Here is a 17370-nt window from a genome sequence, read left to right as displayed (position 1 = left end):
ATAGAAATACGACAGGCTTCGACTTGGCAGCACGGTATAATCTAATGGTCGAATGATTTACATATATGAGCCATGTGCGCCAATTTTAAGCCTTTAACCTTAGAGCAGTTGCATAATCTGGGATTGCCAGAAATTCCTTTTGAATATCCAGAGGAGGTTTATCCCAATTATGCTACCCCACTTTTATTTCATTCAGCTCAAGGACTGGAATGGCGTCCTGTGAATTTTGGACTCATTCCGAAATGGGCAGAAGACAAAACTATAGGTACCAAGACCTATAACGCCAGAAATGAAACTTTACTGCAAAAGCCAACCTTTGCTGAGGCCAACGCCAAATGTCATTTCGGCATCATTCCAGTATCAGAATTTTATGAGTCCAAATATTTTGACAATAAACCGCAGCGTTGGGGTGTAAGACGTAAAGATGGTCAGGCGACTTTTATTGCAGCTGTGTATGAGATTGCTCGGGTACAAGGTGAAATTGTACGCTCTGCCAGTATGATTACCATGGATGCAATTGACCATCCCATGATGAAGGAGTTTCATGAGCCGGGTAATATCAAACGCTCGGTTATTGTAATTCCACAGCAGCGACTGCAAGAATGGCTAACGCTAAGGCATCCGGATATTCGTAGCTTTGTAGAGGGCTTTCCGGTAGAAGAGTTTGAATGTTCACATGTACCAAAAGAAAAAATCAAAAAAGTCAGTCCACAACTGAACTTTTTTGATTTTTAGAAAGCTCTGGCGAATTATTTATTATTGTAAAATATGCGCCAATTCGCCAGCGTCTATTTAAAATAAAAAGTAGGTCTCTTAACGAGCTAAATTTTTGAAAATATGACGTAAACTTTCCATGGTTTTTTCAATTTGCAAAGGCGTCAGGCCTTCAAATGACTGTTCCAGTACGACATTGGTCAGATCATTGATCTTATGCGTCATTTGCATGCCTTTGTCGGTCAAAAATACTCGGGTAATCCGTGCGTCATCCTCACATGAATAGGTTTCAACCAGACCTTCGTCTTTTAAGCGGTAGACAATTTTAGTCGTGGTCGACATTTTAGAAACAACCATCTCTGACAAATCAGAAACACTGGCATGCGGTTTGGCTTTTAGTGCAAGAAGGATGCGGCGGCGGGAATTGTCAACACCATACTTTTTTAGTGCATGATCGACATTAACGACGTATTGAGCATGAACCTGAGTTACCCAATAATATGGAAAGTTTTCTAAATTAAATTCTTCCGTACACGGCAAAAATTTTGCATATTTCTTAGTCATGAAATGTTCCTTGTATTTATTTTTCTAGGGCCCTTTCATTTTATGAAAAAGTTTATGCATATTTCAACCTTTATTTTAAAAATGTTAAAGCGCTAACACTTTTTAGTTTTGCTTAACATCCCAAGGAGTTGATCAGTTCTGCATGTGAGCCTTATCTGGCGCGAAGATTGTTCTTTAAAATCGGATGAAAGGCGATAATATTTTGTATAAATTTAATTCCTCATTATGTATTTCGTGAGTAGAAATGTTTTCCAAGACTTTTTATTATTCTTAAGCAGCCTGTCTGAATAGGTTTTAATGCAAATAATTGTATTTCAATAAATTAATCGATTTAAGAAATATAGGGTGATTGAGTGGTTTTAGTCAATATAGTAAATGATTATTTACAGCTATATTTTTAAGTGATTGTTCTTTCAATAAAAAAATAGTTTATGCTCTAATCTTTAAGTGGCCTTAAAAGTAATGGTCTAATCAAACTAAATTCTGTTTATTTTTAATTCAATTCGAATACATGATGTAGAAAAAATTAAAATTAATCAGTTTCAGCATCAATCAGTTGGTCATAAAAGTCTCAATAAAATCATGATCATGTAATTTTTTTGTAAATTAATACATTACAAAATACTCAGTTTATGCATAATGGAATAGTCTTAAGTTGCATAGGTTAAATTTTAATGGATCCCTCGCCGTGCGTTGATCTTCCATCTCTATTTCTAGCTTACTCGAACGGGGTCATTCTCTAATGGAATTTTTATTAGATCCCGGAATCTGGGTAGGTTTAATTACTCTTATTATTCTTGAAATTGTTTTAGGTATTGATAACCTAGTCTTCATTGCCATTCTGGCTGAAAAACTTCCTCCTGAACAACGCGATAAAGCACGTGTTATTGGTTTGTCTCTCGCATTATTCATGCGTCTAGGCCTGTTATTTGCCATTGCCTGGTTGGTCACTTTGACACAACCATTGATTACTGTGTTTGACTGGACCTTCTCCGGTCGGGACCTGATCTTGTTATTTGGTGGCTTGTTCCTGGTGTATAAGGCCGTTACTGAGCTGCATGAAAAGATTGAAGGTAAACCTGAAGTCACAGTGTCTACCAATGTGGTATATGCAAGTTTCACTGCTGTTGTTGCACAGATTGTTGTTTTAGATGCTGTTTTCTCTTTAGATTCAGTGATTACCGCCATTGGTATGGTCGACAATATTTATGTCATGATGGCTGCCATGATTGTCGCAATGGGCGTGATGCTACTGGCATCGAAACCATTGACCAACTTTGTGAATCGCCATCCAACCGTGGTGATTCTGTGTTTAAGCTTCCTACTTTTGATTGGTATCAGCCTGATTGCAGAAGGTTTTGGTTTCCATATTCCAAAAGGCTATATCTATTCAGGTATTGGTGTTGCGATCATAATCGAAGCATTCAACCAGTTCGGTCAGCGTAATGCTGCTAAACATGAATCCAAGATTCCTTTGCGTCATCGTACGGCTGACTCGATCCTGAAGTTAATGGGTGGCAAGCTAGAGACGACCGACAGTCAAAATAATCAGGCACAAGAAACCTTTGCAGATGAAGAACGCTATATGATTGGTGGGGTGCTTACCCTTGCAGAGCGTTCAGTCGCTTCGATCATGACGCCGCGCGGTCAGATTTCATGGGTTGATCTGGAAGATAGCCCAGAACAGATCCGTGAAAAAATTCTGTCTGTTCCACACAGTCTGTTCCCGGTATGTCGCGGTAGCCTAGATAAGGTGATTAGCGTAGTACGTGCCAAAGAATTATTGGATGTACTGGAAGAGCCGGAAGAATTAAAAGCACTGATTAAACGTCATCGCCCAATTTATATCTTTGAAAAGATGAAAGTTATTGACGCGATTAATACCTTGCGTACTTCTAAAGGTTCTTTGGTCTTGGTGAGTGACGAGTTTGGTAATGTACAAGGTCTGATTTCACCGCTAGATGTATTTGAAGCAATTGCTGGTGAATTCCCGGATGCAGACGAACAGCTAGATCTAGTTAAAATCGATGATACGCACTGGATTGCATCGGGCATGTTAGATCTTTATCAGCTTGAGCTTGAGCTTGGCATGATTGATCTGATTGATGAAGATGCCGGTTATATCAGTGTGGCGGGTTTGATTCTGGATAAAACCAACAGTACGGTTGAAGTTGGCACCGAGTTAAATTATCAGGGTGTACAGTTCAAAGTCACTGAAATTGAAAGCAATCGTATCAAGTCGGTCAGCATTCATTACGCAGTTTAAACAGGTGTTTTAAATACGTTATTTGTTCAAATTCTAAAAGTCAGTTGCTTTAGTGGCAGCTGGCTTTTTTAATGCATTTTCTGAGTTGGGCTCATTAAAAAATTTAGATAGAAATAATGTTAGCTCATTGTTCGAACTGAGTTTTATCAGTCTATTCATACTATCATTCATGTTCTAGATTGAGCTAAATATCCCAGTATTGCACTGAAATTTTAAAGCCGAAAAAGTCAAATCAGCAATCAAAAATAAGCATGATCAGGCTTCAAATATTGATTCATGTAACCTGTTAATCAAAACTTAAAAGTCATATTTAAATACTGACAAAAAATTGAACTACAATTCACATGAACTAGATTTGCATGATGCAAACAGATCTTAAGTAAAATGGAAACCGTTTGTGTGGAAATCGCCAGATAAGTTGCATGAAGCCTACTCAGTTCAGAATAAAACGACTCAAAAATGATCTCCGAAAGAGCTAGACAAAACATTTCTAAGGAGATCAATAAAGCAAATGAGTAGGATCAATCTAAATAGGGATGTTTATCTATTAAAGAGAATAAACACCCATGAAGTGACCCGTAAACTAAATGGATTCTGGCAGAATTTTAAAGTTGGCGTATTGTCGGATTGTTTCAGTATTGAGTTGATGGATTTCATCCAGAAAGGCGACATTAAAACAGCCTAACTGTTGCGCACGTTCAAATGCCAATTGACCGGCAATTGCAAAATGTACATGCGCAGTCAATGCAGCAAGGGCTGGGGACGTTACTGCACTATAGGCAGCAATTAGTGCCCCGAGTGCACATCCCATTGCCGTGATTCGGGGCTGTAAAGCAGAACCGCCTGACACCTGTATCACAGGATAGTCTTTCGAAATAATATAATCGGATTCACCGGAGATCGCGATACATTCACAATGATCCAGCAAACTTTGCGCCTGTAAATACACATCTGCACTGTCTACCGTACTGTCCACACCTTTGGACTCAATCTGCTTGCCGGCCAAGGCCCCAATTTCAGAGGCATTGCCACGCAAAATGGCAGGATGGAAGTGCATGAGTTGATCTGCGATGCCTGAACGCCAGTGCAGAACTGTTCCATAACCGACCGGATCAAGCACCCACGGTTTTTGCAATTGATGTGCAGTTTTCGCAGCAAGCTGCATCGCCTGAACCTGCTCTGTCGTCGGTGTACCCAGATTCAGACTGATCGCTGTAGCAATCTTGGCAAAACTTTCAGCTTCAAACGGATTGTCGATCATGGCCGGAGAAGCATGCGCAGCCAGTACAATATTGGCGACATAGTTGCTGGCCACCGTATTGGTCATGATATGCACCAGGGGCTGCTGTTGCTGAAGTTTCAACCAGGCCTCACAGATCTGATCCAGAAGCGTTTGCTGTAGTGCTTGCGTAGAAGTCGTCATAATGGTCATTTAGAATAAGAGAAAGATTCGTTGTATTCGGTCAGCGGGTAAAATAATGGTCTTGATGCTTGCAGCTACGACAGAACAGGCTGACATAGTCACTGGCATCATAATCCACCGACAGTTCCTGTGAGCCGCAATGCATACAACGTTTTTGGGAATAGAATTTCAGGCGAGGTTCGATCTTGTGCCACGAACGCCACACCGGCTGAAAGAAGATATTTTCATCATAGTCCAGAAAACGATAAAACAGGATTTCGCTCATCTTGCTGAAAGCTAGTTGCGGTGGACGTGGCAGGGTAGAGGTTTCCCATTTTTCCGTCACTGAACGTTCGCGATACTGCTGCAAGGTTTTTTTCAGCAGATTGGTATTAATAAAGTTTTCATTGCGAGGCTTGAGGGCTTTTTGTTTGTACAGATATTCAAGTCCCGTTTGTACCAGATAATAAATCTGGCCTACAGCCAGTACATCCAAAAGACGATAGCAAAAGGTCTGAAAGCTCTGATTTCCGGCGATCTGCACATTCCAGCTACGGCAATAGAATTGGGCAAACTGAATGATTTCCTCATACAGCAGGCAATAGAGTGCATCTTTGACTTCATCTGCACTTTTAAAGGGCACACCTTGGCTCAGGTTTTGGTAAAACCAATTGCGCAGCTGCTGGGTAATGCTGAAGAGGGTGGGCTCAGAATAGCCATCCAGTCGGACATTAATATAATAATGCTGATTTTCCTGCTGGAGATCTTTGGGAATCAGAACCTGATCCCGGATCAGGCTTTTCACCAGACCATGTTGGAACAGATAATTGGGACTGATGGAATAATATCGAATTTGATGCCAGTCAATATATTCGCGGTGCTGGCTATATTCCTGCACCTGTTCATCCAGAAGTGCAAGTAAAAACAGTTTATTGATAAAACTGAGCTGATTCAGCTCAAGAACCGGCCGATCCTGCTTTTTATGATATTGACGGTTTTCCTGTAAACGGACTTCCTTGAGCATGCGTTTGCGCTGCGCCAGACAGTGTTCACAATAACAATTGTGCTTTTGATCGGAATAAAGCTGATGCTGGCAATGGCTACATTCATGATAGCTCAGCTCCTGATCATATTGTTCTGCCTCAATCCAATACATCGATGCCTTACATAGCGGGCAGTGGGTACTTTCATCAAGCTGTTTTTGCAGAACACTGAATACCATGGTCGCGAGCAACTCTAGAATGGACGGGCATTTGATTATACACGGCTGATGAGATGCAAACGTAGTGGACTGGTGCAATTTTTCTAAATCAAAAATAGTCACCCAAACAGGAGAAGAGCTACCGAAGTAGCTCTGATTTTAAAAACATGAAATGACACTTTTTAAACCGGGCAGGGTAATGTGTCGTCCTCCTCGCCGCGGTGTTTGGCATGAATTAAAGCCTGAACCTTTTTAGAGGGCACTTTTTTGGCACCGAGTGCATCGTAGGTGTTGAGAATGGCAGTCACTTCATGGGCCTGAAGCGGAATGCCTTCACAGCTCATCAACAGGGCAATCACTTTATGGTCAATATTGGCCTGATCCAGGGTCTGCAAAGTTTTGATATTTTCGATCCGTACAACATGCTGTTTTAAATACATGGCTCACCTCATCATCGTTATCATTATTCTTTCATTGGAAGTGTGGAAAAACACAGTTTAACTGTAGCAAGAAGTGTGCTCATTTATTAATCAGAATTTATTCGGTACTCAGCAAATAAAATTATATATTTTTAAATCAGTTATTTATGAAAATGTAAGAAATTATGATCCTGACTATTTTTATGGCACAGATATTTCTTATGTAGAGTCGAGTGCTGCTCAATTAGGCAGAATGCATTGAAAGTGGTGCATGAAATGCCCATATTAGATCTAACAATACAAATGCACAGACAGCGTTTAAAACTTGGCGTATGATTTTGACATGAACAATGTCGAACACGATAAAAGATTAGGACAGGACATGAATATTGCGGCAAACTCGGTGATCGAAGCGGATCAAACCATTTATTTAAAAGACTATCAAAAACCTTCCTTTATTGTTGATTCCATCGACCTGAATATTCAAGTCTATAGTGACCACAGTCTAGTCAGCAGCAAGCTGGAGATGCAGCGCCAAACTGCTGGCGATCTGGTTCTGCTTGGCCGCGATCTGGAGCTGCAATCGATTCGGTTAAATGGTCAAATCCTGAATGCAACTGACTACAGTCTTGATGCTGAACAACTGGTGATTGCCAATGCGCCTGATCAAGTGTCGCTTGAAATCGTGGTTAAAATTCATCCTGAAAGTAATACTATGCTGGAAGGTTTATATCAGGCCAGTTCAGATCTGTTTGTGACCCAAAATGAACCAGAAGGGTTCCGTAAAATTACTTTCTATCCAGACCGTCCTGATGTGTTGTCGGTCTTTACAACGCGTGTAGAGGCAGACAAGAAATATCCGGTCTTGCTCGCGAATGGTAACCTGCTGGAAACCGGTGAAGTAGATGAAAAGCGTCACTATGCCGTGTGGCAGGATCCAACCAAGAAACCGAGCTATTTGTTCGCCTGTGTCATTGGTGATTTGGCAGTGATGAAAGATTCTTATGTCACGTCAGAAGGCCGCAATGTGGCTCTGGAAATCTACGCAGAAGAAAAAGATATTCCAAAATGTAAGATTGCCATGGAAGCGCTCAAACATTCCATGCGCTGGGATGAAGAGCATTATGGTCTGCCTTATGATCTGGATAACTACATGATTGTGGCGACCAGTGCATTCAACATGGGTGCCATGGAAAATAAAGGTCTGAATATCTTCAATACTTCATGCGTGCTGGCCGATGAAGAGTACACCACTGATGCCGCAATCATGCGAGTGCAGTCAGTCATTGCACATGAATATTTCCATAACTGGACTGGTAACCGGATTACCTGTCGTGACTGGTTCCAGTTATGTTTGAAAGAAGGCTTGACTGTATTCCGTGACCAGTCTTTCTCGGAAGATTTACAATCGGCTGCGGTACAGCGTATTGATGATGTAGCAGTTCTGAAAGCACATCAGTTCCCGGAAGATTCAGGGCCGCTATCACATCCGCCGCGTCCAGATCATTTTGTAGAAATTAACAACTTCTATACTGCCACTGTTTATGAAAAAGGGGCTGAAATTAACCGCATGATGGCGACCTTGCTCGGTAAGGAAAAATTCCGCCAGGGTACAGATGAATATTTCCGCCGTCATGATGGTCAGGCGGTAACGGTTGAGGATTGGGTGGCTGCACTAACAGCAGGTTCAGGTGTGGATCTTTCAAATTTCCTGACCTGGTATAATCAGCCGGGTACGCCTAAACTTCAAGCAAAAGCTGAATATGATGTAGAGACCCAAATCTATCGCCTCAGCTTTAAGCAAAGCCTGAAAACCCATGCTAAATATCCAAATCTGAAAGCAGTTCCAATTCCAGTCGCTTTGGCATTGTTTGATGCTGAAACCGGTGAGCAGCTAACGTTGAACTCTGAGGCACTCTTTGAAAATAGCGTGAAAGATGGCGTGTATCTGTTTGATCAGGATGAGGCAACGATCGAATTTAGCGGTGTGACAGCAAAACCAGTGGTGTCCTTGCTGCGTAATTTCTCTGCACCAGTGAATCTGGACTTTGACTATTCAGAAAAAGAGCTGGCTTTCCTGTTGCAATATGAAACGAATGGTTTTAACCAGTGGCAAGCAACTCAGACCTTACTCGAGCGTATCTTGCTGGATGACCAGCCTGCAGAAATTTATATCGAGGCTATGCTCAATACCTTGCCGGATGTGATTGAGAAAGATCCGCTGTTGGCATCACGTCTGTTTGATATTCCGTCTGAAGGTTATTTAGGTAGCCGTATTGATCAGGATTATAATCCAGTCATGATTCAGGAAAAACGTGAGGCTTTGCTGCATACCTTGGCACGCGCATTTGGGGAAACAGCGAAAGAAACTTATCTCAATCTGGATCCTGATCTGCAATCTGAATTCTCGCAAGCAATGGGCGTGCGCGCCTTAAGAAACATCATGCTGACGATGATTGCTCGTCAGGGAGATGCATTTGCCTTTGATTTAGCCCATGAGCAATATCACACAGGCAATATGTCTGAACGTTTGGGTGCGCTGAAAGTGTTGGTCTGGAATGATGCACCACAAGCAAAAGAAGCTTTGGCAGATTTCTATAGCCGCTTTGAAGATGAAGCCTTGTCTTTAGACCAATGGTTTATGGTTCAGGCAGCACATCCAAAAGCAACGGATGCAACGATTGCGTATCTGACCCAGCATCCGGATTATGATCTGGCTGTGCCTAACCGTATCCGTGCAGTGAGCGGGGGGCTGAATGCTAATCCGGTCAATACCTGGAGCTTTGGCGTGCAGCATTTTATTGGACTGGCAAAATATCTGGACGAGAAAAATCCGATTGTAGGCTCACGTTTGCTACAGGTATTGTCACGCTGGTATACCTTGGCAGAACCGCAACGCAGTGAAGTGAAAGCACAGCTTGAAACCTTAAAGCCACTGGTTAAATCTAAAAATGTGTCTGAGACACTCAATAGTATGCTCAGCGTATAACATCAATATTCATAAAAAACCGGATCGACCTGATCCGGTTTTTTATTTCCTGTTTATTTCAAACGCTGGCTTTAAATACAGTTGAATTTCTCTAAAGGCTTAGGTAAGTACTAAAGGGTGTTACAGTATGATTATATGGAAAAGAGTATTTGTTTATTAAGCTGTAAGCTAGGTAAAGGGATCTACAGATTCGCTTACTAGAGGTTGTCCAAGATATGTTAGTGAAAATTGAAGATGGTTTTTATTTAAATAGCCAGCATATTATTGCCGTACATGTCAGCAAGAATCCTGAAAATGGCTTACTTGAAATCTCCATTCAATATACGCCGCATTCCATTCAGCAGGTCGGAGAATACAAAAAAGTATTTCAAAGCCAGCTTGATGCTGAAATATTCTTAAGTGAGTTAAATCAAAAACTTCGCTAAAAGCCTGCATCATACAGGCTTTGATCAAGCATCTTATTGTCTGACGATGAGGACTGGAATAGAGGAAAGTGCCAGAACATTCTGAGCGACATTGCCCAGCATGAGTTTTTGCAGACCCTTACGACCATGTGAACCCATAATGATTATATCGGTCGGGGATTCATTTGCAGCCTGCATAATGCCTTCTGACGGCGCCATGCCATGCAGGATTTTTGTCGTCACCTGGATGCCATCACGAACAAAGTTCAGTTTCAGTTCATTTAAACGATCAAGTGCATTTTGTTCTGCATGCATAAAGTAATCTGTGACTGCTGGAGCAACTTTGTAAAAATCTACGCCCTTAAAGGGATCTACCGCAATCACACTGAGTAAAGTGACATGGCTATGAAATACTTTGGCCAGTTCCAGGGCATGATCTGCGGCAGCATAGGAAATCGAGGACTCATCGAGTGCTACGAGAAGATGATCATAGTTATTCATGGTGCTTCCTCATATTTATTATTGCAGTAAAGGGGGAGTGTGGTTTAAGCGAGTAAATCTCCACAGCATGTTTTGTTAGACTTCCAAATGTAAAAGTAGCAAGTACTGCGCATCTTGAAGATGCGCAGCATCAGGATTATTTTTTCACGATCAGTACGGGAATTTCACTCGCACCCAATACATCTTGTGCAAAGCTGCCCAGAATCATTTTCTGGAAGCCTTTACGGCCATGAGAACCCATGACGATCAGGTCGGCTTTCACCTCACCCGCGGTTTCAGCAATATGTTCTGCATTGACTAAACCTGTGACAATGCGGGATTGCGCTTCAATACCTTCACCGGCTGCGATGGCAGTGGCTTCTTTCAAGGCCTTTTTGGCATTGGCATGTGCCTCGATAAAATATTCCTTCATGATAGAGGAGCTGTAATAGAAATCAGCCTCGGTAAAAGGATCTTCTGCGATCAGGCTGATCAGGGAAAGCTGACTACCAAATGCCTTGGCAATTTTGGCAGCATGTCGTACTGCAGAAAAGGAAATTTCTGAACCGTCCACTGGGACTAAAATATGTTGATAGGCCATGGCTTTTCTCCGCAGGTTGTCTGATTTTTAGGCTTGGTTTATTGATAGCACAGTGCTGTGGCGGGTGCAATTGCAAAAAAGCGGTAAAATTGAAAAAACTCATTAAATTACAAATATTTTTCATGTAAAAGTGATGAAAAAAACAGAGTAAAAAACTCGGAATTGCAGTTTTAGTGATCAAAAATAAGAGGATGAATAGTCCTTGTTTGCAGCAGGATAGTTTAAACTGCCGTAGCCTGTTTTTAGATCATGTATAGGGGACAGTTTTGAGGTTTTTTGCCATTCATCTTTTGCTCATAAGTTCAGTTATTCTTTCCGGCTGTCAGACCGCACAGAACAGTAAAGTCATTGCCGGTGCTTTTAACCTGACCACAGGCTTGCAGCAAAAAGTGATAGATCGTTATGCACCTGGTGCGGTTATCGTCCAGCAAAATATTACCTATGCGCCGCAACAGAAATTATCTCTGGATCTGTATCAGCCGCAGAATATTGCCAGTATTGGCCCGCGACCGACTATTGTCTGGATTCATGGCGGCGGCTGGATTTCAGGTTCTAAAGAACATGCACGCGGTTATTTCAAGCTGCTGGCGGCACAGGGCTATAATGTGGTATCCGTACAATACCAGTTTGCACCAAAAGCGACCTATCCTAGCCAGTTACACCAGATCAATCAGGCACTTGAATTTCTAGATACCTATGCAGACACCTACCAAATTGATGCCCAGAACTTATATCTGGCCGGAGATTCTGCCGGGGCGAATATAGCTAGCCATTACGCCGCGCTTTTGACCAATCCTGTATTTGCCAACCAATCCGGTATTCAGCCTCATCTGCAACCCGCGCAGCTTAAAGGTTTAATCTTGCATTGTGGAATTTATGACTTGGAAGCATTTGCCAGCACAGCGCCTGAAGAAATGAAAATTATTGAATGGGGTGTCTTTAACCTGATTCAGGCTTATACCGGCGATCGTAAATATGATGCCGAGTTTTTAAAGCAGATTTCTCCGATTCAGTATATTACGCCGTCTTATCCGCCCGTGTTCATCAGTGGCGGGAATAAGGATTTTCTGACCGATACTCAGTCACTACCATTTGTAAAAGCTTTGAAGGAACAGCAGATTCCTGTGACTGAAATATTTTATCCAGAGTCTAAGGCCTGGCTCATTCATGAATATCAGTTTTTTATGGGCAAAAAGGAAAGTCAGCAAACTTTTGTCAAAACCCTGGATTTTTTACATCAGCTTTCCCCGTGAAGAGAAAACTGTGCAAAATGAATCTCTCAAGATTGATCGTGTCAGATCGTCCCGACAGCAATCATTGAAAAATAGTTTGGAGTTTAAAAAATGAATCCTGTGTCATGGGCATATTTATTGTTGGCATTGGCTATTATTGCCGAAGTGACTGGATCAACATTTCTGGTGAAGTCTGAAGGCTTTACCCGATTATGGCCATCTCTGGCAGTAGTCGTTTTATTCTGTATTGCGTTTTATTTGCTGTCTCAGGTGATTAAAGTAATCCCCTTAGGCATTGCATATGCAATCTGGGCGGGAGTAGGCATCGTTCTTACGGCAATCGTAGGCTATGTAATCTTTAAGCAGGCGCTGGATGTGCCCGCTTTTATCGGGATTGCACTGATCATTTCCGGTGTGGTGGTGATTAACCTGTTTTCCCAAACTGCCGGGCATTAAAAAGGCAGCAAAAGTAATTGCCTCATTTCTACAATAAGCTTACGCCACTTGCGGTTTAAGCTTAAACAGCAAATAAACCGTTAAACCAAGTAGCAGTCCCCAGAAAGCTGAACCAATACCGAAAAACTGAATATTAGAGGCACTAAACAGGAATGTCATCAGTGCCGCTTCACGGTCGTGACTGTCCTGAAAAGCCAGCGCAATATTGTGGCCAATGGTGCCAAACAGGGCAATGCCTGCCAAGACTGTAATCAGAATCCCTGGAAAAGCCATCAGTACACTGGTCAAGGTCGCAGCAAAAAAACCCATCAGAATATAAAACAGGCCGCAGCTCATCCCTGCAATATAACGTTTGGCCGGATCAGGATGCGCTTGGGCATCCAGACTGACTGCCGCACTGATTGCGGCAAGATTGACACTGAAACAGCCAAAGGGTGCCAGCATCGCCTGGGTAATACCCGTCCAGCCTAGAATAGAATTTACTTTCGGGGGATAACCATAACTTTTGATGACGGCCAAGCCAGGCAGGTATTGCGATGCCAGATTAATCACCATTAACGGTAAGGCTAATCCTAAAACAGCCTGCAAACTAAATTCAGGTGTAATCCATACCGGCTGGGCAATACTCCAGTTCAGCTGTGGAATAGTAAAATTAATAAAGAACGGACAAAGGGCAATAGCCATTAACACGGTAATCACGATGCTATACCGCGTACTCAGTTTTTTGGAAACCAGATAAATCGCCAGTACACAAAGCACAAATTCCCATGACTGTTGCAAACTACCAAACACAGAGATACCAAATTTCAGCAAGACACCTGCCAGCATGGCACTGGTCAAACTTTGTGGAATAAACTGGAAAATTCGCTCGAAAATTCCAAAAAATCCTAGACAAGCGATCAGAATGCCAGAAATCAGAAAAGCGCCAATTGCTTCCCCCAGACTATAGTGACCGGCAGAAGCAATGACCAGCGCCAGACCGGCAGTCGACCAGGCGGTTGAAATCGGATAGCGATATTTCCAGGAAAGCAGAAACCCGGAAACTCCAATGCCGATACCCAGTGCCCACAACCAGGAACTGATCTGTGCCTGATTGGCACCCAGGCTTTGCGCAGCTTCAATAACCAGTACGGCAGAAACACTGATACCAATCATGCAGGTAATAAAACCGGCCATGATGGCGGGAAAGGAGAGATCTTGTAAAAGTTTTGGCATCATCCATGACACTATTTTTAAATGCGTTTAAATCATACGCTTTTCACGTATCAACACAATGTTTTTAACAATTTTATCCAGAGGTCTGCTGGCTTGAAGCCGGTCATTGCTAGAAAGTTGAAGTCGCCAGTTTAAGGCCAAAACCGCAAAACAGGATCCCAACCGCCGCGACACAGCTGGCAGTCACTTTATAGTTCTGATTGAAATAGGAGGCCAGTTTTACACCAGAAAAAATCAGGATCGACAGATAGGTCATACTGATCAATTGCAAGATTACAGCCAGAAGCGTGAATGTCAGGGCTGGATAAGGATAGGCAGGATCGACAAACTGCACAAAAAAAGACAGATAAAACAGAATCGCTTTGGGATTTAAAATACTGATTGTGAGCGCTGTACGAAAGGGCTGAACAGATTCTACCGTATCTGGAGTCGTCTTTTTAATCTGGACGCGTTGTGATGACTTTTCCGGAAAGAAAGTCTGGTAGGCCGCAATGATTAGCTTGATACCCAAGTAACTGAGATAGATCGCTCCAATAACTTTCAGTGCAATAAACAGTACCGGAAAGGCATGCAGTAAAGAAGCTGCTCCCAATGCTGTACATATAATCAGGATCAGATCGCCCGTATAAACCCCCAAGGCACCCATATATCCCGTCTTAATCCCAAAGCGCGAAGCAATCGACATGACATACAGGGAATTCGGCCCGGGCAGTAGCACAATCAACGTGGTTCCAATGATAAAGGTCGTTAGATCTGTGATACCAAACACGAAAAACTCGCATGAACAAAAAAGCCGATGCGGCATTATAGCAACATCGGCTTGGAGAAATTTGCTAAATTTTCTTTAAATCTCAGTGGTACTCAGGAAAGTTTCACGTAATAAAGCAGCCAGTTGCTCACGGGCTTTAATGAAACCGTCAATGCCGCCTTGCAATAATTCACTGGCCATCGGATCCTGTTTCAGTTGTGCTTCAAAATCGGCAGGGCTGATTGGGCTGAGTTCACCTTGAACTTTAATATCTTTGGCTGAGAGTTGGGCCTGCACTTCACGCTGATCATTTTCCAGTTCGGCCAGCAGGTTTGGTGCTACCGTGAGCAGGTCACAGCCGCTCAAGCCTAGAACCTGATCAATACTGCGGAAGCTGGCACCCATGATTTCAGTCTGAATACCATGCGCTTTATAAAATTCATAAATACGCTTAACCGAAAGTACACCCGGATCTTTTTCAATCGGGTAAGACTCAACGCCTTCAGCTTTTTTGTACCAGTCCAGAATACGGCCGACAAAAGGCGAGATTAATGTTACTTTGGCATCAGCACAGGCATGGGCCTGATGCTGACCAAACAATAAAGTCAGATTGGTATGAATGCCTTGTTCTTCCAGTGCTTTCGCTGCCTGAATGCCTTCCCAGGTAGACGCGATCTTGATCAGAATGCGGTCTGAGTCAATTCCATATTGCGCATAAAGTGCCAGTAACTCTTTGGCTTTGGCAATGGTAGCTTCAGTATTAAAGGACAGCGAAGCATCGACTTCCGTTGAAACACGACCTTCAATCAGTTTTAAGATTTCTACACCAAATTTGACCGTTAAAATATCAATAGTCCGTTCAATCAGAGCGTCATCTGCATAGCCTTCTTGCTGGGCTTGCTGAAAAGCAGCTTCAATCAAGGCCTGATTTTCAGGTTGTTTTGCTGCTGCAGTAATCAGCGATGGATTGGTGGTTGCATCAAGCGGACGAAATTTTTCAATGGCACTCAAATCACTGCTGTCTGCCACAATGATCGTCAAGTTTTTTAATTGGTTTAATGCAGTTAATGTCATTACGATCTAGTTCTATGGTTATTGCTTATGCTTTCTTATATATCATAAATGGCCGGTTTACCAAGTAGACTGTCGTTGAATTTCTGTGATTAATGCCCGGTTTTACGTTGTTTGCGCAAGTGATTAATCAAAAAATGAGCAGCTGTGCCTAATCGGGTTTCTCTGCTCCAGACCAGATCAACAAAATATTCAAACTTTGGGGTGAAATCGAGCAGGTTGAGAACCTGTAACTGATCTTGCAAATGTGGCTGCTCATTCAGCATTTCGAGTGGCAGAACCCCCCAGCCCAGTCCTTGCTGAATCATGCTGCAAGCCGAGTGATGGTTGTCGGTGCGCCAGTAATTTCGTGAAAAGAGTAGTTCCGGCTTGATGGTGCGATCCCGACTGGCCACCACAATCTGCCTGTTTTGCAAAATCTGTTCATAACTGACTTGATCGAACTGACTTAGGGGATGCTGTTTGGCGACTACAGCCACCAGTACCTCACGTTTCAATTCCACAAACTGTTCCCGTGTTTCCAGTTGTTCGCGTTCAAACATCAAGGCTAGCTGCGCTGAACCTTCAAACAGCATACGATGTGCATCTTCCTGAGGTGCACTGAATACATTGACTTGCAGTGCAGGAAATTCCTGTTCTAGCAACACAATATAATCGGTCCAGCGCGTATGCAGCAATTCTGAGACCACTACGATATTCAGTTCAGATTCCAAGCCTGAACTTAAGGCTTGAGCATGCTGTTTCCACTGATTCATTTCGACCAGAAGTTGCTGGGTTTTTTCATACAATACCTGCGCCTGTGCGGTCGGTTTCGGTTCACGGCCTACACGCTGAAACAGTTCCAGATTTAAATCAATTTCCAGATTGGCAATGGCCATACTGACTGCTGAAGGCACTTTACCCAGTTGACGGGCAGCCGCAGAGAAAGAACCGGTTTCCATTACGGTTTTAAACATCAGCAGCTGTTCTTGATTAACATTCATATCTTTAATCTTTCATTTTTATTGATAGATTCTAACTCGAATAGTCAGATTTAAAGAAATAAACTTCCTAAATCGTGTAAAAAACTGAGCTGATTTGATATGTTAATTTCCAAAAGAAGGTTGATTCATGCCGCTTTATATGAAGGCATTTTACTGGTCGTGATCGCTGTCCTGCTAAGTACTTTGATGCATATGCCGCTTGAGGTCACAGGTATGCTAGGAATTGCCATGGCTGTGACTTCAGTACTCTGGAACATTCTATTTAATCATTATTTTGAAAAGTTTGAAGCCAGACATCATTTGAAAAGAACCATTAAAGTGCGAATTGCTCATGCAATTGGCTTTGAAGGCGGTTTGATGCTGGCGACCATTCCGATGGTGGCTTATGCCTTACACATGAGTCTGGCTCAGGCCTTTTTGCTGGACTTAGCTCTAACCCTTTGTATTCTCGTATATACCTTTATTTTTCAGTGGGTTTATGATCATCTAGAAGCCAGACTGGGGCAAGAGCCGGATTATCGGAAAATCTCATCATAAAATACGCCATAAAAAATACCACACAGTTCAGACTCCCTTTTCAGAATGCGAAAGGTGAAATATTCAGCGATGAGGACTTGATCAAGTC

General features: G+C 42.5%; 17 protein-coding genes. 7 read left to right on the top strand and 10 right to left on the bottom strand.

All coding sequences use genetic code 11. The annotated features are described in order from the left end of the window. The first annotated feature begins 72 nt into the window (after positions 1–72). The gene (locus FTV42_RS03395) at positions 73–735 is read left to right on the top strand and encodes an SOS response-associated peptidase family protein (RefSeq protein ID WP_180037402.1); all 663 of its coding nucleotides are present in this window, start codon (positions 73–75) and stop codon (positions 733–735) included. A 78-nt stretch (positions 736–813) separates the two neighbouring features. Here the strand turns inward: FTV42_RS03395 and FTV42_RS03390 are convergent, their stop codons facing one another. Continuing rightward, positions 814–1278, bottom strand: a complete 465-nt coding sequence (locus FTV42_RS03390; RefSeq protein ID WP_004278843.1) for a MarR family winged helix-turn-helix transcriptional regulator — start codon at positions 1276–1278, stop codon at positions 814–816. Between the two features lie 742 nt (positions 1279–2020). Here FTV42_RS03390 and FTV42_RS03385 point away from each other — a divergent pair. Further along, positions 2021–3544: a TerC family protein gene (locus tag FTV42_RS03385; RefSeq protein WP_180037400.1), complete on the top strand. Its 1524-nt coding sequence runs from the start codon at positions 2021–2023 to the stop codon at positions 3542–3544. A 583-nt stretch (positions 3545–4127) separates the two neighbouring features. Here the strand turns inward: FTV42_RS03385 and thiM are convergent. The 3 genes from thiM to FTV42_RS03370 form a co-directional block, all read right to left on the bottom strand. Beyond that, positions 4128–4976, bottom strand: a complete 849-nt coding sequence (gene thiM, locus FTV42_RS03380; protein ID WP_180037398.1) for a hydroxyethylthiazole kinase — start codon at positions 4974–4976, stop codon at positions 4128–4130. 31 nt (positions 4977–5007) lie between these two features. Beyond that, a complete protein-coding gene (locus FTV42_RS03375; protein WP_180037396.1) occupies positions 5008–6168 on the bottom strand; it encodes a hypothetical protein in 1161 nt (386 codons plus the stop codon). A 161-nt stretch (positions 6169–6329) separates the two neighbouring features. After that, positions 6330–6587 (bottom strand): hypothetical protein, encoded by a 258-nt coding sequence (locus FTV42_RS03370; RefSeq protein WP_004278839.1) that lies wholly within the window; start codon positions 6585–6587, stop codon positions 6330–6332. A 361-nt stretch (positions 6588–6948) separates the two neighbouring features. Here FTV42_RS03370 and pepN point away from each other — a divergent pair, with 361 nt between their 5' ends. Both pepN and FTV42_RS03360 read left to right on the top strand, forming a co-directional pair. After that, complete coding sequence (pepN, locus tag FTV42_RS03365) at positions 6949–9555, top strand: aminopeptidase N (protein WP_180037494.1); 2607 nt, start codon at positions 6949–6951, stop codon at positions 9553–9555. Positions 9556–9770: 215 nt separating this feature from the next. Beyond that, the gene (locus tag FTV42_RS03360; protein WP_004278836.1) at positions 9771–9980 is read left to right on the top strand and encodes a hypothetical protein; all 210 of its coding nucleotides are present in this window, start codon (positions 9771–9773) and stop codon (positions 9978–9980) included. Positions 9981–10013: 33 nt separating this feature from the next. Here the strand turns inward: FTV42_RS03360 and FTV42_RS03355 are convergent, their stop codons facing one another. Both FTV42_RS03355 and FTV42_RS03350 read right to left on the bottom strand, forming a co-directional pair. Then, positions 10014–10460 (bottom strand): universal stress protein, encoded by a 447-nt coding sequence (locus FTV42_RS03355; protein ID WP_180037394.1) that lies wholly within the window; start codon positions 10458–10460, stop codon positions 10014–10016. A gap of 136 nt (positions 10461–10596) precedes the next feature. Further along, complete coding sequence (locus tag FTV42_RS03350) at positions 10597–11040, bottom strand: universal stress protein (protein ID WP_004278834.1); 444 nt, start codon at positions 11038–11040, stop codon at positions 10597–10599. A 266-nt stretch (positions 11041–11306) separates the two neighbouring features. Here FTV42_RS03350 and FTV42_RS03345 point away from each other — a divergent pair, with 266 nt between their 5' ends. Together FTV42_RS03345 and FTV42_RS03340 are read left to right on the top strand one after the other, a co-directional pair. Next, positions 11307–12293 carry an alpha/beta hydrolase gene (locus tag FTV42_RS03345; RefSeq protein ID WP_180037392.1) on the top strand — a complete coding sequence of 329 codons (987 nt, stop codon included), beginning with the start codon at positions 11307–11309 and terminating at the stop codon, positions 12291–12293. A gap of 90 nt (positions 12294–12383) precedes the next feature. After that, positions 12384–12728, top strand: a complete 345-nt coding sequence (locus FTV42_RS03340) for an SMR family transporter (protein ID WP_005106592.1) — start codon at positions 12384–12386, stop codon at positions 12726–12728. Between the two features lie 39 nt (positions 12729–12767). Here FTV42_RS03340 and FTV42_RS03335 read toward each other — a convergent pair whose 3' ends face one another. The 4 genes from FTV42_RS03335 to FTV42_RS03320 form a co-directional block, all read right to left on the bottom strand. After that, positions 12768–13943, bottom strand: a complete 1176-nt coding sequence (locus FTV42_RS03335; protein WP_180037492.1) for a benzoate/H(+) symporter BenE family transporter — start codon at positions 13941–13943, stop codon at positions 12768–12770. Positions 13944–14052: 109 nt separating this feature from the next. After that, the gene (gene leuE, locus FTV42_RS03330) at positions 14053–14712 is read right to left on the bottom strand and encodes a leucine efflux protein LeuE (RefSeq protein WP_004278829.1); all 660 of its coding nucleotides are present in this window, start codon (positions 14710–14712) and stop codon (positions 14053–14055) included. Positions 14713–14787: 75 nt separating this feature from the next. Further along, the gene (tal, locus tag FTV42_RS03325) at positions 14788–15765 is read right to left on the bottom strand and encodes a transaldolase (protein ID WP_085064292.1); all 978 of its coding nucleotides are present in this window, start codon (positions 15763–15765) and stop codon (positions 14788–14790) included. An 89-nt stretch (positions 15766–15854) separates the two neighbouring features. Continuing rightward, a complete protein-coding gene (locus tag FTV42_RS03320) occupies positions 15855–16745 on the bottom strand; it encodes a LysR family transcriptional regulator (protein ID WP_180037390.1) in 891 nt (296 codons plus the stop codon). Between the two features lie 99 nt (positions 16746–16844). On the opposite strand from FTV42_RS03320, the gene aceI reads away from it, so the two are divergent. Then, the gene (aceI, locus tag FTV42_RS03315) at positions 16845–17282 is read left to right on the top strand and encodes a chlorhexidine efflux PACE transporter AceI (protein ID WP_180037389.1); all 438 of its coding nucleotides are present in this window, start codon (positions 16845–16847) and stop codon (positions 17280–17282) included. Positions 17283–17370 lie beyond the last annotated feature (88 nt).

The organism is Acinetobacter sp. YH16052 (assembly GCF_013417155.1).
GTDB lineage: Bacteria > Pseudomonadota > Gammaproteobacteria > Pseudomonadales > Moraxellaceae > Acinetobacter.
This window is presented reverse-complemented; position numbering and strand designations above follow the sequence as displayed.

Bases quoted from the DNA above. Each gene is read 5' to 3' on its own strand.
- FTV42_RS03395 (WP_180037402.1), top strand. From the start codon at position 73: ATGTGCGCCAATTTTAAGCCTTTAACCTTAGAGCAGTTGCATAATCTG.
- FTV42_RS03335 (WP_180037492.1), bottom strand. From the start codon at position 13,943: ATGCCAAAACTTTTACAAGATCTCTCCTTTCCCGCCATCATGGCCGGT.
- FTV42_RS03360 (WP_004278836.1), top strand. From the start codon at position 9,771: ATGTTAGTGAAAATTGAAGATGGTTTTTATTTAAATAGCCAGCATATT.
- FTV42_RS03355 (WP_180037394.1), bottom strand. From the start codon at position 10,460: ATGAATAACTATGATCATCTTCTCGTAGCACTCGATGAGTCCTCGATT.
- aceI (WP_180037389.1), top strand. From the start codon at position 16,845: ATGTTAATTTCCAAAAGAAGGTTGATTCATGCCGCTTTATATGAAGGC.
- FTV42_RS03350 (WP_004278834.1), bottom strand. From the start codon at position 11,040: ATGGCCTATCAACATATTTTAGTCCCAGTGGACGGTTCAGAAATTTCC.
- FTV42_RS03320 (WP_180037390.1), bottom strand. From the start codon at position 16,745: ATGAATGTTAATCAAGAACAGCTGCTGATGTTTAAAACCGTAATGGAA.
- thiM (WP_180037398.1), bottom strand. From the start codon at position 4,976: ATGACCATTATGACGACTTCTACGCAAGCACTACAGCAAACGCTTCTG.
- FTV42_RS03370 (WP_004278839.1), bottom strand. From the start codon at position 6,587: ATGTATTTAAAACAGCATGTTGTACGGATCGAAAATATCAAAACTTTG.
- FTV42_RS03375 (WP_180037396.1), bottom strand. From the start codon at position 6,168: ATGGTATTCAGTGTTCTGCAAAAACAGCTTGATGAAAGTACCCACTGC.
- FTV42_RS03390 (WP_004278843.1), bottom strand. From the start codon at position 1,278: ATGACTAAGAAATATGCAAAATTTTTGCCGTGTACGGAAGAATTTAAT.
- pepN (WP_180037494.1), top strand. From the start codon at position 6,949: ATGAATATTGCGGCAAACTCGGTGATCGAAGCGGATCAAACCATTTAT.
- FTV42_RS03385 (WP_180037400.1), top strand. From the start codon at position 2,021: ATGGAATTTTTATTAGATCCCGGAATCTGGGTAGGTTTAATTACTCTT.
- FTV42_RS03340 (WP_005106592.1), top strand. From the start codon at position 12,384: ATGAATCCTGTGTCATGGGCATATTTATTGTTGGCATTGGCTATTATT.
- tal (WP_085064292.1), bottom strand. From the start codon at position 15,765: ATGACATTAACTGCATTAAACCAATTAAAAAACTTGACGATCATTGTG.